The organism is Nocardia sp. NPDC058480 (assembly GCF_042720495.1).
Lineage (GTDB): Bacteria > Actinomycetota > Actinomycetes > Mycobacteriales > Mycobacteriaceae > Nocardia.
Map to the genome: position 1 here is coordinate 120,464 of NZ_JBHXMN010000005.1, position 13,301 is coordinate 133,764.

Genomic DNA, 13,301 nt, shown 5'->3' on the forward strand with positions numbered 1-13,301 from the left:
GCGCGGTCACCGGCCGACGGCCCGGTCCTCGACGCGCGCGAGCAGATCCCTGACTTTCCCACTGCCTGCGAGCTGGGCGTCGAGCACCACGTTCACCGCGCCGCGCAGCAGCGCGTACGGCTCCCATCCGCTGGGCGCGATGGTCCGGGCTGCGCGCCGCTCGATGCCGTCGGCGATGACGGTCGCGGCGTGGGCCGCGCTGATCCTGACATTCAGTGGCCAGGGCAGCATCTCGCCGAGTTCGCGGCCGATGTCGTCGTCGTCGAGCGTCGCGTGGGTCAGCCCGGTGTCGACGACGCCGAAGTACGCCACGCCGGCGCTCGCGCCTACCGCACTCAGTTCCACCCGCAGCGCGCGACCGAACTGCTCGACCGCGGCCTTGCTCATCATGTACGGCGATCCGGCCATACCCGGCGCGAACGACGCACACGACGACACGACCACCACATGCCCGTGCGCTGCGACGATGTGATCGAGCGCCGGATGCACGGTGTTGAAACAGCCGTCGAGGTTGACGGCCATCACGCGATCGAAATCGCGCGGGTCCATCGAACGCACGGTCGCCGGTGCCGGGGTGACCCCGGCATTGGCGACGACGACGTCGAGGTGACCGAAGGTGTCGACGACCCGCTGGGTGAGCGCGGCCATCGCCGCACGGTCGCGGACGTCGGCCGTAATCGCCAGCGCACGCGCACCGAGTGCTCCCGCGGCTGCCTCGGCAGCGGCTTCGTCCACATCCACGATGGCGACGAACGCGCCGCGGGCGTGGGCGATCCCGGCCAGCTCCAGTCCGATGCCCTGCCCGGCGCCGGTGATCAGCACGGTCTTGTCCCGAAGGTCATAGGAACGGCGCGAGAGCAGGCCGAGTGGGTTGAATGCTGCGATGTCCACTACGCGCTCACCTCGTACGACTCGGAATCGAACGCGCTGGTGCGCGCTCGGTACTCGAAACTCCAGCTCGGGTAGAGGCCGGCGTTGAGCCCGTCCGGTGTGGTGTAGTAGCTGTCACAACCGCCGGTGAGCCAGACCGTGTTCGCGCTACGCCGATGCATCTCCTCGATGAACTCGTCCTGCGTCTGCTGACGCACTTCCACCCGGTGAGCACCCTTGTCGCGCAAGGTCTTCAGCGCATCGACGATGTAGGCGACCTGCGATTCGATCATGAAGATCGCCGACTGGTTACCCACCGCACCGAACGGGCCGAGGGTCAGGAAGAAGTTCGGGAAGCCCGCGATGGCGGTACCGAGGTAGGTTCGGCGGTGCTTGCGCATGATCTCACCGACGGACACCGCGTCGGCGCCGACAATGCGATCGTAGGCCGAGGGTGCCGACTTGAAGCCGGTGCCGTAGATGATCGTGTCGACCGGGATCTCGACTCCGGCTCGGGTGAGGACGGAATGCGGGCGTACCTCGGCGATCCCGTCGGCCACCACCTCGACGTTGTCCTGATCGAGGGCAGGAAGGTACGCGTCGGAAAAGATCGCCCGCTTGCAACCGAGCATGTAGTCCGGCGTCAGCTTCTCGCGCAACTCGGGATCGCGCACCTGGCGCCGCAGCTGCCACCGGCCCAGCATTTCGTAGGGGTGGCGGAACCGATTGTCGACGAAACCGACCAGGCCGAACGATTCGATCGCCGCGTACCAGGCACTCCGGATCGCCTTGCCCGCGAGGGGCACCTTGCGCAGCACGAACCGCTCGACGCCGGAGGTGTGGCGATCCATCCGCGGCACGATCCACGGCGCGGAACGCTGGAACACCGTGAGCGCGGCCACCTTCGGCTGAATTTCCGGCACGAACTGCACCGCGGAGGCACCGGTGCCGATCACCGCCACCCGCTCCCCGGTGAGGTCGTGCTCGTGATCCCAGTGCAGCGAATGGAAAGCCTTGCCCTGGAAGGTGCCGAGGCCAGGAAGGTCCGGGTACTTCGCCTCGGCGAAGATGCCGGTCGCCGAGATCAGGTAATCCGCGGTGAGCTTGCCACCCGAGGTGTCGAGATGCCACCGCGAATCGGCCTCGTCCCAGCGAGCATCGAGCAGTTCGGTGTTGAGCCGGATGTGCCCGACGACATCGAACTTCGTCGCCACGTCCCGGATGTAGTCGAGGATCTCGGCTTGTTGTCCGTAGGTCCGCGACCAGTCGGGATTGGGTGCGAAGGAGTAGCTGTACAGATGCGACGGCACGTCACACGCGGAGCCCGGGTATGTGTTGGCCTGCCAGGTCCCGCCCAGGTCGGCGGCGCGCTCGAGGATCACGAGATCGTCGAATCCGTCCTCGCGCAATTTGATCGCGAGGCCGATACCGCCGAATCCGGCACCGATCACGACGATGTGACGGTGTTCGGTTGCTGTCATCTTCTTTACCGATTCCTTCCATGTAGCAGGGTGACCAGCCGATCGACGATGGCGTCAGTGGTGTCGCCGCGGGTGAACGTGGTCAGCGCCAACGGCAACGGGAATCGTTGCCGGGTGGTGGATTTGGCATAGGTGAATTCCTTCAGGCCATCGGGACCGTGCACCCGGCCGAAGCCGGAATCACCGACGCCGCCCAACGGCAGTCGCGCGATCGTGGCATGTGCGATATAGGCATTGATCGAGGTGCCGCCCGCGCGAAGGCGATCGGCGATCTGCCTGCCGTTGCGGCGGGAGAAGACCGTGCCGCCCAGGCCGTACGCGCCGGCGTTGGCACGTTCCACGGCCTCGTCCATATCCCGCACCCGCGCCACCGTGAGGGTCGGGCCGAAGGTCTCCTCGGTGACGGCCGCGGCATCCTCGGGAACATCGACCAGAATGGTCGGCTGCACGTACTGCCCCTCGATCGCGCCGGCGCCCCCCAGCAGCGCCCGCGCTCCGCGCGACAGCGCGTCCTCGATGTGGTGACGGATGATCGCGATCTGCTTGGGCATGGTGATCGGCCCGACCTTGGCCGTATCGGCTCCCGCGTGCAGATCCTGTGCGCAAGCAACGAGTTTCGTCAGGAACTCGTCGTAGACGTCGGTGTGCACGTAGACGCGCTCCACGCCGAGGCAGGTCTGGCCCGCGTTCGACATTCCGCCCCACACCGCGGCGTCGGCGGCGGCGTCCAGGTCGGCGTCGGCGTCGACGATGAGCGCGTCCTTGCCACCGAGCTCCATCAGCACCGGCGTCAAGGTCTCCGCACAGGCGGCCATGACCCGCTTGCCGGTGGCGGTGGACCCGGTGAAACCGATCTTGCCGACACCGGACCGGCACAGCGCCGCACCGGTCTCCCCCAGGCCCGTGATCACCTGGAACACCGGCTGTTCCGGAACCACCGCGGCGAGCCGCTCAGCGAGCCAGTGCCCTACCCCTGGGGTGTACTCGCTCGGCTTGAACACCACCGCGTTGCCTGCCGCGAGCGCGAAGGACACCGAGCTCAACGGGGTGAATACCGGGTAGTTCCACGGCCCGATCACCCCGACCACCCCGAACGGGCGGTACTCCAGAGTGCACTCCTGATTGACAGTCAGCAGCCCGGGCCGCACCGAGCGCGGTCCGAGTACCCGGCGCGCATTGCCCGCGGCCCACGCGAGGTGTTCGAGCGCCATGACGATCTCGAGCCGGGCGTCGGAGAGCGGCTTGCCCATCTCGTCATGGATGATCTGCGCGAGTTCGTCTCGCCCGCGGACGATCTCGCCGCGCCAGGCGTCGAGCCGTCGCGCCCGCTCGGCGAAGCCGATGCCGGCCCACCAGTCCGCCGCCGGGCGGGCGGCGGCGACCGTGGCCTCGACCTCGGCCGCGGTGTGCACCGGATAGCTGCCGACCACGGCACCGGTCGCGGGCGAGATCACCTCGAAGCTCGACTCGCGCTGCGCGGGCTGGGTTTTCGTCGGTGCCGCCATCAGCGGGACTCCTTTTGCGCGAGGTCGAGCACCCGGCGGGTGATACCCCGGGCGATCGACCCGGTGACCTGTCTATTGAGTGGTCCGCCCGCCCACAGCAGCGGCCGCAGCGCTGCGTCGCCCTCCAGCGCGAACGTCCACGTCAAGCGAGTGCCCGCACCGGTGGGTTCGACGACGATGTCCTCGGCGAAGCGGCGCAGACCTGGAATGGATGCCGCGTCGACGGTGAACGTCATCCGCTTTCCCTCGTCCCAGCGGTAGAAGCGTTCGGTCAGCGCCACCGCACCGGCAAGGGTGACGATGCGGGTGGAGCCGACACCGTGCGGCCGCGGTGAGCACCACCGCATGCCGGTGACCACGCGCGACCACGACACGAGCGCGTCATCGGCACTCAGCGCCGCCCACACCTGTTCGGGTGCCGCGGGAATGTTCACGATATGGACATACCGTCGGGATGCGTTCGCCAGGAAGGCATCGTTCGATTCGGTCAGCGGGAAGGTGCGCCCCATGGACGTCGTCCTTTCGAGGAGTGGTTGCTCTGTTCAGAGGTCGAGCACGAGTGATTCGCCCGCGGCGCGGGACACGCAGGTCAGCATCTGGCTGCTGCGCTCGGAGTCCAGGAGCTTGCGGTCGCGATGCTCTACCGCACCGGCCAGCACCGCGACCTTGCACGTACCGCAGAACCCCTGCCGGCACGAGTACACGACATCCGGGTGCACCCGGGCGATGGCCGCGAGCGCGGTTTCCTCGGCACCGACGCGCACGGTCGTCCCGGAACGCGCCAGAGTCACGTCGAATTCTTTGCCGTCGACCACCGGCAGCGCCGAGAAGCGTTCGGTGTGCAGCGATCCCGTCGGGTTGATCCGGAAGGCGTGACGCTGGGCCGCCGCCAGCACAGGTGGCGGGCCGCAGACGTACACCGACGCGCCGGGTTCGGCGCGGGTGAGCAGTTCGGCGATATCGGGCGTGCCGAACTCGTCATCGGGACGGATGTCGATCCGGCCGCCCGGCATGGCGGCCAATTCCGCCAGGAACGGCATGGTCGCGCGCGACCGCCCGAGGTAGATCAGCTGCCAGCGTGCTCCGGCCCGGGCCGCTGCCACGACCATGGGCAGGATGGGGGTGATCCCGATGCCGCCGGCCACGAAGAGGTAGGAGGGCGCGGTGATGAAGTCGAAGGCGTTGCGGGGACCACGAATACGAATCGTGTCCCCCACCGCCAGCTGCTCGTGTACCTCGACGGATCCCCCTTCGCCGTCGGCGATGCGACGCACCGCGATCCGGTACCGGCGACGGTCTTCGGGGTCACCACACAGGGAGTACTGACGCTGCTTGCCCGAGGGCAGCACGACGTCGAGGTGCGAACCCGGCCGCCAGGGCGGGAGGAGTTCACCGGCAGGCGAGGTCAAGGTCAGACCGACCACGTCCTCGGCAACGGATTGGACCTGCGCGACCATCAGCGGGATCTCGAATCCACTGTGGCGCACCGGATTCGGCTTGGAAATCAACGGCGCGGCCCGACCGGCTACGAACAGCTGCAGGTAGCCGTCGGCCAGCGCGCCCAGCGCACGCAGCATGACGGGTGGCGTGTGCGCCTGCGAACTCACCGCCGCCGTCACTGCTCGGCCGCGCGGGCCGCGGGTGAATGAGCCAGGTAGCGCAGCGCGCGATCCATCGGCCCCAGCTGGGACGGATGGAAGCCCGGCCGCAGGTACCGCGGGATCTCGCTGATGAAAATACCGAAGTTCGGCACGACGCCACGGGCGGTCGCCCGAACCAGCTGCATCGGCCAGAACGCACCCTTCCGCGGGGCGGGATCTTTGGCATACAGATAGGCCGACGACACCAGGAAGGTAGCCAACAGCGTCGCACTGGCGGCCACCGCCGTGCGCGCCTTGCGCGCATAGCTGCCGTCGACGTACATGTAGGCGTCATAGACCACGCTGCGGTGCTCGACTTCCTCGGCGCCGTGCCAGCGGATCAGATCCAGCATGGTCGGATCCATCCCGAGGTCCTCGAACTTGTCGTTCTCCAGCAACCACTGGCCGATGACCGCGGTGTAGTGCTCCATCCCGGCGAACAGCGCCAGGCGCTCCTTGAGCCATTCCTCCTTCGCCCGACCGGTCAGGCCGTGGTCACCGAGGATGCGATCGACGAACCAGGCGAAGGTCTTGACCATCGCCTCGACATCGAGGCCGATCGACTGCAGATGATCGCGCGCACCGGCGTGACTGCTGGCGTGCATCGTCTCCTGACCGACGAAACCCTGCACCTCCTCGCGCAGCCGCCGGTCATCGATGTAGGGCAGCGACTCGGCCAGCGCTTGCGCCATCGCGCGCTCGCCTTCCGGCAGCACCAGGTGCATGACATTGATGACATGGGTCGCGAAGACCTCGCCCGGGATGTAGTGCATCGGCACATCACCGAAGTCGAAGTGCACGTCCCGCGCGTTGATCGCGTGCGCTTCCTCGCGGTGATGACGCCTCGTTGCGTCAACTGCATGAGCCATGTCACAACGATACGATGCAACATATTCAATTGCAATGTTGCGGCAACAAAAAGCGTCGCTCTGTTGCATCAACCGCCTGGTTGCTACCGTTGACGGCATGACCACGGCCCACGTGACCTCGACAAGTGCTCCCGAATCCGACGATTCCGACTCCGTGGAGTCCCGCATCCTCGACGCGGCACTGGTCCAGTTCGGGCACGTCGGGGTCAAGAAGACGACGATCGAGGACATCGCCCGCCAGGCCAGGGTCGACCGGGCCACGGTCTATCGGCGGATCGGGTCGCGCGACGACGTGGTCGGCGCCGTCTTCGCCCGCGAGGTCACGCGCGTGCTGACGGACCTGACCAGCCTGCCGAAACAGCATGACAACCTCGACGACCTGGTAGCCGACATCCTGGTGACCGTCGTCCGCCGCTGGCGCGAACACCCGCTGGTCAACCGCCTGCTGCTGCTCGAACCCGAACGAGTGCTACCCCGCCTCACCAACGACAGCGCTACCACCATCGCGTTGTCGATCGCGACCACCGAATCCATCCTGCTCGAGGCGATCGCCGCCGGACAGCTCGTCGAACCCCCGAACCTCAGCGCTCGCACGGAAGTCCTCTGCCGGGTGGTGCACTCGATGATTCTGGCGCCGTCCGGCGTGCTTCCACTGAGCACCGACCAAGAACTCCGCGACTTCGCCCGAACGCACCTCGTGCCGATCATCACACACTGACCGCTACGGCGATGCCCCCGGAATTCCGGCACTCAGGTGCCCGGTGCCGCGCGAAGCCGAGGTTCCGGCCCGCCACCGTGGAGGCCAACTACAAGGCGCCAACGCTGGAGAAGATCGAGTACGACTCGCCCTGCGTAATGCCCTGATACGCAATTGCTCTCGGCCCCCGCACCGAAGTTCGGTGCGGGGGCCGAGTCGTCTCCGGGCCCGCCTGGGTCGAGGACGCCCGCTGAGGTCAGTGAGTCGTTCCAGAAGGTAGCGCCCGAAACCACGCGCTCCCCCACGCGCTGAGATACTCTGAGACCAATCTACTCTCTTGGTATCAACCGAAGGATTGCCGATGTTCGACTTCGACCTCGTTCTTCAGGAATTGGACAAGCCCCGATTGCGGCAGCCGCTACCGGAGTTCCTGCCGTCGAATCGTGGTGCGCGCACCCGCGTCGTCCCCGAAGACGAACTGAGCCGGATGCACCGCAACTGGTTCATCGAGCTCGAACGCCGCATCGAGTTCCTCGCCGGTCACGGCATCGACGTCGCGTGGCTCTACGAATGGGCGGCGAAGTACACGTGGAGTTGGCTGACCCAGGACATGAGCCGCAACCACGAGATCTACACCCACGATCTGCGGTATGTGGATCCGACGACGTTCGGGCGGACGATGGTCGGTCTCGACGAGTTCGTCGAATACAACATGTCGTTCTTCGATGCGATCTCGAACTGGCGATACGACCCGTTCCCCGATCAGATGTACATCGACGTCACGCCCGACGGCGAAACCCGCCTGGTCGTCCGGTACATGGGCAGCGGCTTCTTCGACGGCACGCTGCGGCTCTATCCCTACGACGACACGGCGCCGGCGTTGCAAGGTATGGGCACCTTCGTGCAGGCGTGCGCGGTCGACCGCTATCATTTCACCCCTGACGGCCTGATGTATTTCGGCGAAACACTGTGGGACTTCATGGATATGGCACAGACAGCGGGCATCGCGCCCCGCGACGACAGTTGGCAGTTCAAGGCGATCATGCAAGCCGCGCGGCTCCCCGGCCTGGCCCAGCGGTTGCGGGGCCGGGTCCCGAAGCTATGACGGCACCGGCCGACCCGTACGTCGACCGCATCCTCGACGCCGCCTTCGCGCTGTTGACACGCCACGGGCTACGGCGGACGACGATCGCCGACGTCGTCCGCGAGTCCGGGGTGTCGAAAGCGACCGTGTTCCGGCGGTTTCCAGGTCGGGCAGAACTGTTCGACACCCTGATGGCCCGCGAGGTCGCGCGCTTCCTCAGCGACCTCGCGGTACGGCTCGACGCCGTCGACGATCCGGTCGACCGGCTGGTGGAGACCTTCGTCCGGTTCTGCGAGGTCGCTCCACACAACGTCGTGCTGCGGCGTCTCGTCGAAACGGATCCCGAGACCGTCCTGCCGCAACTGACGACGCAGGCCGAGCCGATTCTCGCCTTCGGTCGAGCGTTCATGGTCGGTGAATTGAAGAAGCTGACCGAGGCCGGTTACCGCCTGACGGCCTCGCCGGAGGTCTGCACCGATCTGATCACCCGGCTATCGCACTCGTACATCTTGCTGCCACCGACGTTGCCGGATTTCGCAGATCTGGAACAGATCAGAGACCTCTTCCGTGCCACCGTCGTTCGGATGATCGTCGCAGACTGACCGGCACACAGGCACCCCATCGGGAGTATCCGCCCACCCGTGAACCCCGCGGTTCCCTGACGAGCCGGTATCCACGGTGATCTCCGGGGACGGCAGAGGCCCCGCCTCGGATGTCTCCGACGCGGGGCCTCCAACGAAAAGAGCTGCTACGAGCTACTTTTCAAGCACTACTTCTGCGCGGCCTTGAACTCGCGGCGGCGGCGGTGCAGGATCGGCTCGGTGTAGCCGTTGGGCTGCGTGGTGCCTTCCAGGACCAGTTCCTTGGCGGCCTGGAACGCGATGTTGTCGTCGAAGTTCGGGGCCAGCGGGCGGTAGGTCTTGTCGTTCGCGTTCTGGCGGTCGACGACCGGGGCCATCCGCTCGAGGCTGGCGATCACGTCGGCTTCGGAGACGATGCCGTGGCGCAGCCAGTTGGCGACCAGCTGGCTCGAGATGCGCAGGGTGGCACGGTCTTCCATCAGGCCGATGTCGTTGATGTCGGGCACCTTGGAGCAGCCGACACCGTGATCGATCCAGCGGACCACGTAGCCCAGGATGCCCTGGGAGTTGTTGTCCAGCTCCTGACGCTTCTCCTCCTCGGTCCAGTCGGTGGACTGGGCGAGGGGGATCTCGAGGATCTGGTCGACGGTGGCGCGCGGGCCGCCCTTGGCGATCTGCGACTGCTGCTTGAACACGTCCACCAGGTGGTAGTGGGTGGCGTGCAGGGTCGCGGCGGTCGGCGAGGGCACCCAGGCGGTGTTGGCGCCGGACTTCGGGTGCACGATCTTCTGCTCGAGCATGCCTGCCATCAGGTCGGGCATGGCCCACATGCCCTTGCCGATCTGCGCCTTGCCGGGCAGACCCTTGGCCAGGCCGGTGTCGACGTTCCAGTCCTCGTAGGAGGAGATCCAGGTCTGGGCCTTCATCTCGGCCTTGCGGACCATCGGCCCGGCCTCCATGGAGGTGTGGATCTCGTCGCCGGTGCGGTCGAGGAAGCCGGTGTTGATGAACACCACGCGGTCCTTGGCGGCCTCGATCGAGCCGGCGAGGTTGACCGTGGTGCGGCGTTCCTCGTCCATGATGCCGACCTTGAGGGTGTTGCGGGTCAGGCCGAGGACGTCCTCGATCCGGCCGAACAGCTCGTTGGTGAACGCGGCCTCGTCGGGGCCGTGCATCTTCGGCTTCACGATGTAGACCGAACCGGTGCGGGTGTTGGCGCGCGAGGCGGTGCCGTTGAGCGAGTGCACGGCGATCAGCGAGGTGATCAGGCCGTCGAGGATGCCCTCGGGAACCTCGTTGCCGTGGGCGTCGATGATCGCGTCGGAGGTCATCAGGTGGCCCACGTTGCGCACGAACAGCAGCGAACGACCGTGCAGCACCAACTCGGAGCCGTCGAGCGCGGTGAACACGCGGTCGGGGTTCATGGTGCGGGTGAAGGTCTTGCCGCCCTTGGAGACTTCCTCGGCCAGGTCGCCCTTCATCAGGCCGAGCCAGTTGCGGTAACAGACGACCTTGTCGTCGGCGTCGACCGCGGCGACCGAGTCCTCGAAGTCCATGATCGTGGTGAGCGCGGACTCCAGGACGATGTCCTTGACACCGGCGGTGTCGGTGGAGCCGATCGGCGAGGTGGCGTCGACCTGGATCTCGATGTGCAGACCGTTGTGCTTGAGCAGGATCGAGGTCGGGGCCTCGGGGTCGCCCAGGTAGCCCAGCAGCTGCGACGGGTCGGCCAGGCCGATATCGGTGCCGTCTTCCAGGCCGATCTCGAGCTCGCCGTCGACGATCTTGTAGTATGCCGAACCCAGGTGCGAGCCGGTGATCAGGGTGACGGCGTCGTCGAGGAAGTTACGACCCCACTCGATGACCTTGTCGCCGCGCACGCGGTTGTAGCCGCTGCCCTTCTCGGCGCCGTTGGCCTCGGGGATGGCGTCGGTGCCGTAGAGCGCGTCGTAGAGCGAACCCCAGCGCGCGTTGGCGGCGTTGATCGCGAAGCGCGCGTTCATCACCGGCACCACGAGCTGCGGGCCCGCGGTGGTGGCGATCTCGGCGTCGACGTTGCCGGTGCCGATCTGGAACGGCGCCGGCTCGGGCCGCAGGTAACCGATCTCGGTCAGGAACTGCTTGTAGGCGGCCTTGTCGTAGCCGGTGCCCTGGTTCTCGCCGTGCCAAGCATCGAGCTTGCCCTGGAACTCGTCGCGCTCAGCGAGCAGAGCGCGGTTACGCGGGGCGAGGTCGTTGATGATCTGCTCGGCACCGGCCCAGAACGCGGCGGAATCTACGCCGGTACCGGGGAGCGCCTCGTTCTCGATGAAATCGTGGAGAACGCTCGCCACCTGGAGCCCGCCGACCTGAATCCGCTCTGTCATCTGATGCCTCACTTTGGTGAAAACCGGGTGGGAATAGTCGATGTCATGTTACCCGTGGGTAGCGGTGACACCTCGCGTGGGTTCGAACGCCCTGCGGGCTCCGTCCATTCCGCCACGCCGAGCCGCCGAGGTCGACGACATGGGCGCGGCGGATCGCCCCTTGATTGTAGGTGCGCGGACAATTAATGTACTGATCGGAACATTAAATCGCGAGGCGGACCGAACGGAGGCGCCGTGACAACCGAACCGTCATCCCCTGTGCGTCGTCGCGGCCGTCCCCGCGCCACCGAGCGCGCGGACACGCGTGAGCGGATCCACCACGCGGCGCTCGAACTGTTCGCCGAACGCGGTTTCCACGCCACCGGCGTCGCCGAGATCGGCGCGAGGGCCGACGTCCAGCGGGGTGCGCTGTACTACCACATCGGGTCGAAGGAAGACCTGCTGTGGGCGATCCTGCGCGACTACACCCGGCTGCTGCTCGCCGATGCCGAACGCATCGTCGAGGTCGGCACCGACCCCGTCGAGACCCTGCGTCGGCTGATTCGCAGCCATGTCGAACTGATCGTCACGCATCGGCGCGCGGTGGCCGTGCACCTGCGTGATGCCGGCGCGCTGACCCACGAACACGCGGTCGTCCTGCAGCAGCTACGCGATCGGCTGCAGCGTCACTGGCAAGACGTCATCGACGCGGGCCACGCGGCCGGGCAACTGCGCACCGCCGACCACATCGTCACCAACGGCATGCTCGGCATGCTCAATTCCCTCGGCTACTGGTACCGCGAGCGCGGCACCCACTCCCCCGCCGAGATCGCCGACATCCTCACCGACACCGTCCTGTCCGGGCTCCGCGCCACGGGCGACACCACGAAAGGCTGACCATGGCTTGGGATTTCGAGACCGATCCGGACTACCAGCGCAAGCTCGACTGGGTGGCGGAGTTCGTCCGCACCGAGGTCGAACCCCTGGATCTGCTCTACCCCAATCCCTATGACCGGACCGACCCCGAGATCCGGGCGCTGATGCGGCCACTGCAACAGCAGGTCAAGGATCAGGGCCTGTGGGCCTGCCATCTCGGCCCCGAACTCGGCGGTCCCGGTTTCGGCCAGCTGAAGCTGGCGCTGCTCAACGAAGTGCTCGGCACCTCGATGTGGGCGCCGCTCGTCTTCGGTTGTCAGGCACCGGATTCCGGCAACGCCGAGATCCTGGCGCACTTCGGCACCGAGGAACAGAAGGCGAAATACCTGCAGCCGTTGCTCGACGGCGAGATCGGCTCCTGCTACGCGATGACCGAACCCACCGGCGGCTCGGATCCGACCGCGTTCCGCACCACCGCGGTGCGCGACGGTGACGAGTGGGTGATCAACGGCGAGAAATGGTTCAACTCCGCCGCCGAGTTCGCCACCTTCCACATCGTGATGGTGGTGACCGACGCCGAAGCCGAACCGCACCAGCGGTTGTCGATGTTCATCGTGCCCGCCGATGCGCCGGGCCTCGAACTGGTGCGCAACTTCACCGTGCCCGGGTTCAGCGAACACGAAGCGCACCTGCGATTCACCGATGTCCGGGTGCCCGCCGATCATCTGCTCGGCGCGGAAGGCGCGGGGTTCATCGTCGCGCAGACCCGTCTCGGCGGCGGCCGGGTGCACCACGCGATGCGCACGGTCGCGCTGGTACGCAAAGCCTTCGACATGATGTGCGAGCGCGCGGTGTCGCGCCCGGCCCGCAAGGGTGTAGTCGGCGGCTTCCAGATGACCCAGGAACGCATCGCCGACAGCTGGATCCAGATGGAGCAGTTCCGCCTGCTGGTCCTGCGCACCGCCTGGCGGATCGACCAGGCCGCGGACTACCGCGCCGTCCGCAAGGACATCGCCGCCATCAAGATCGCCATGCCGACCGTCATGAACGACATCGCCCGCCGCGCACTGCATCTGCACGGCGCGATGGGCGTGAGCACCGACCTCCCCTTCCTCGACATGACCACCTACGCCGAGGTCATGGCCATCGCCGACGGCCCGACCGAGGTCCACAAGATCACCCTCGCCAAGGAAGTGCTCAAGAACTACGCGCCGGGGGATCCGGTGTATCCGAGTGGCTACCGGCCCGCCCTGCGTGAACAAGCCCGTGATCTGGTGGCGCGCAGGCTGGAACACGAGGTCGGCAACCACTGAAGGTCCCCGATCCGCGGGTGAGCACGAACTAACCTGCCTC

At 66.8% G+C, this 13,301-nt stretch carries 12 protein-coding genes; 5 read left to right on the forward strand and 7 right to left on the reverse strand.

Annotated elements, in window-relative coordinates; all coding sequences use genetic code 11:
* Positions 1-6: 6 nt before the first annotated feature.
* Genes ACFWO8_RS14770 through ACFWO8_RS14795 form a run of 6 tightly spaced genes read right to left on the reverse strand, consistent with a single transcriptional unit; the run spans position 7 to position 6,365 of the window.
* Positions 7-891, reverse strand: a complete 885-nt coding sequence (locus tag ACFWO8_RS14770; RefSeq protein WP_378950042.1) for a short-chain dehydrogenase/reductase — start codon at positions 889-891, stop codon at positions 7-9.
* Complete coding sequence (locus ACFWO8_RS14775) at positions 891-2,351, reverse strand: flavin-containing monooxygenase (RefSeq protein ID WP_378950044.1); 1,461 nt, start codon at positions 2,349-2,351, stop codon at positions 891-893. The genes ACFWO8_RS14770 and ACFWO8_RS14775 overlap by 1 nt, the downstream gene beginning before the upstream one ends.
* A gap of 5 nt (positions 2,352-2,356) precedes the next feature.
* A complete protein-coding gene (locus tag ACFWO8_RS14780) occupies positions 2,357-3,856 on the reverse strand; it encodes an aldehyde dehydrogenase family protein (RefSeq protein ID WP_378950046.1) in 1,500 nt (499 codons plus the stop codon).
* Positions 3,856-4,365, reverse strand: coding sequence for an SRPBCC family protein (locus tag ACFWO8_RS14785; protein ID WP_378950048.1), 510 nt, complete (start codon positions 4,363-4,365; stop codon positions 3,856-3,858). Before ACFWO8_RS14785 ends, ACFWO8_RS14780 begins: the two co-directional genes overlap by 1 nt.
* A gap of 33 nt (positions 4,366-4,398) precedes the next feature.
* Positions 4,399-5,433 carry a PDR/VanB family oxidoreductase gene (locus ACFWO8_RS14790; protein ID WP_378950904.1) on the reverse strand — a complete coding sequence of 345 codons (1,035 nt, stop codon included), beginning with the start codon at positions 5,431-5,433 and terminating at the stop codon, positions 4,399-4,401.
* A gap of 38 nt (positions 5,434-5,471) precedes the next feature.
* Positions 5,472-6,365: a metal-dependent hydrolase gene (locus tag ACFWO8_RS14795; protein ID WP_378950907.1), complete on the reverse strand. Its 894-nt coding sequence runs from the start codon at positions 6,363-6,365 to the stop codon at positions 5,472-5,474.
* 97 nt (positions 6,366-6,462) lie between these two features.
* Between ACFWO8_RS14795 and ACFWO8_RS14800 the strand changes: the two genes are divergently transcribed.
* From ACFWO8_RS14800 to ACFWO8_RS14810, 3 genes are all read left to right on the forward strand, one after another.
* Positions 6,463-7,083: a TetR/AcrR family transcriptional regulator gene (locus ACFWO8_RS14800; protein ID WP_378950050.1), complete on the forward strand. Its 621-nt coding sequence runs from the start codon at positions 6,463-6,465 to the stop codon at positions 7,081-7,083.
* A gap of 340 nt (positions 7,084-7,423) precedes the next feature.
* The gene (locus ACFWO8_RS14805; protein WP_378950052.1) at positions 7,424-8,167 is read left to right on the forward strand and encodes a nuclear transport factor 2 family protein; all 744 of its coding nucleotides are present in this window, start codon (positions 7,424-7,426) and stop codon (positions 8,165-8,167) included.
* Positions 8,164-8,748 carry a TetR family transcriptional regulator gene (locus ACFWO8_RS14810; RefSeq protein WP_378950054.1) on the forward strand — a complete coding sequence of 195 codons (585 nt, stop codon included), beginning with the start codon at positions 8,164-8,166 and terminating at the stop codon, positions 8,746-8,748. The genes ACFWO8_RS14805 and ACFWO8_RS14810 overlap by 4 nt, the downstream gene beginning before the upstream one ends.
* Before the next feature lie 167 nt (positions 8,749-8,915).
* On the opposite strand, the gene ACFWO8_RS14815 is transcribed toward ACFWO8_RS14810, so the two are convergent.
* Positions 8,916-11,093, reverse strand: a complete 2,178-nt coding sequence (locus ACFWO8_RS14815) for a malate synthase G (protein WP_378950056.1) — start codon at positions 11,091-11,093, stop codon at positions 8,916-8,918.
* A 234-nt stretch (positions 11,094-11,327) separates the two neighbouring features.
* On the opposite strand from ACFWO8_RS14815, the gene ACFWO8_RS14820 reads away from it, so the two are divergent.
* Together ACFWO8_RS14820 and ACFWO8_RS14825 are read left to right on the forward strand one after the other, a co-directional pair.
* Positions 11,328-11,969, forward strand: a complete 642-nt coding sequence (locus tag ACFWO8_RS14820; RefSeq protein ID WP_378950058.1) for a TetR/AcrR family transcriptional regulator — start codon at positions 11,328-11,330, stop codon at positions 11,967-11,969.
* Between the two features lie 2 nt (positions 11,970-11,971).
* Positions 11,972-13,261, forward strand: a complete 1,290-nt coding sequence (locus ACFWO8_RS14825; protein WP_378950061.1) for an acyl-CoA dehydrogenase family protein — start codon at positions 11,972-11,974, stop codon at positions 13,259-13,261.
* Positions 13,262-13,301 lie beyond the last annotated feature (40 nt).

Coding starts and splice junctions, on each gene's coding strand:
- ACFWO8_RS14775 (WP_378950044.1), bottom strand. CDS start 2,351: ATGACAGCAACCGAACACCGTCACATCGTCGTGATCGGTGCCGGATTC.
- ACFWO8_RS14780 (WP_378950046.1), bottom strand. CDS start 3,856: ATGGCGGCACCGACGAAAACCCAGCCCGCGCAGCGCGAGTCGAGCTTC.
- ACFWO8_RS14785 (WP_378950048.1), bottom strand. CDS start 4,365: ATGGGGCGCACCTTCCCGCTGACCGAATCGAACGATGCCTTCCTGGCG.
- ACFWO8_RS14790 (WP_378950904.1), bottom strand. CDS start 5,433: ATGCTGCGTGCGCTGGGCGCGCTGGCCGACGGCTACCTGCAGCTGTTC.
- ACFWO8_RS14795 (WP_378950907.1), bottom strand. CDS start 6,365: ATGGCTCATGCAGTTGACGCAACGAGGCGTCATCACCGCGAGGAAGCG.
- ACFWO8_RS14800 (WP_378950050.1), top strand. CDS start 6,463: ATGACCACGGCCCACGTGACCTCGACAAGTGCTCCCGAATCCGACGAT.
- ACFWO8_RS14805 (WP_378950052.1), top strand. CDS start 7,424: ATGTTCGACTTCGACCTCGTTCTTCAGGAATTGGACAAGCCCCGATTG.
- ACFWO8_RS14810 (WP_378950054.1), top strand. CDS start 8,164: ATGACGGCACCGGCCGACCCGTACGTCGACCGCATCCTCGACGCCGCC.
- ACFWO8_RS14815 (WP_378950056.1), bottom strand. CDS start 11,093: ATGACAGAGCGGATTCAGGTCGGCGGGCTCCAGGTGGCGAGCGTTCTC.
- ACFWO8_RS14825 (WP_378950061.1), top strand. CDS start 11,972: ATGGCTTGGGATTTCGAGACCGATCCGGACTACCAGCGCAAGCTCGAC.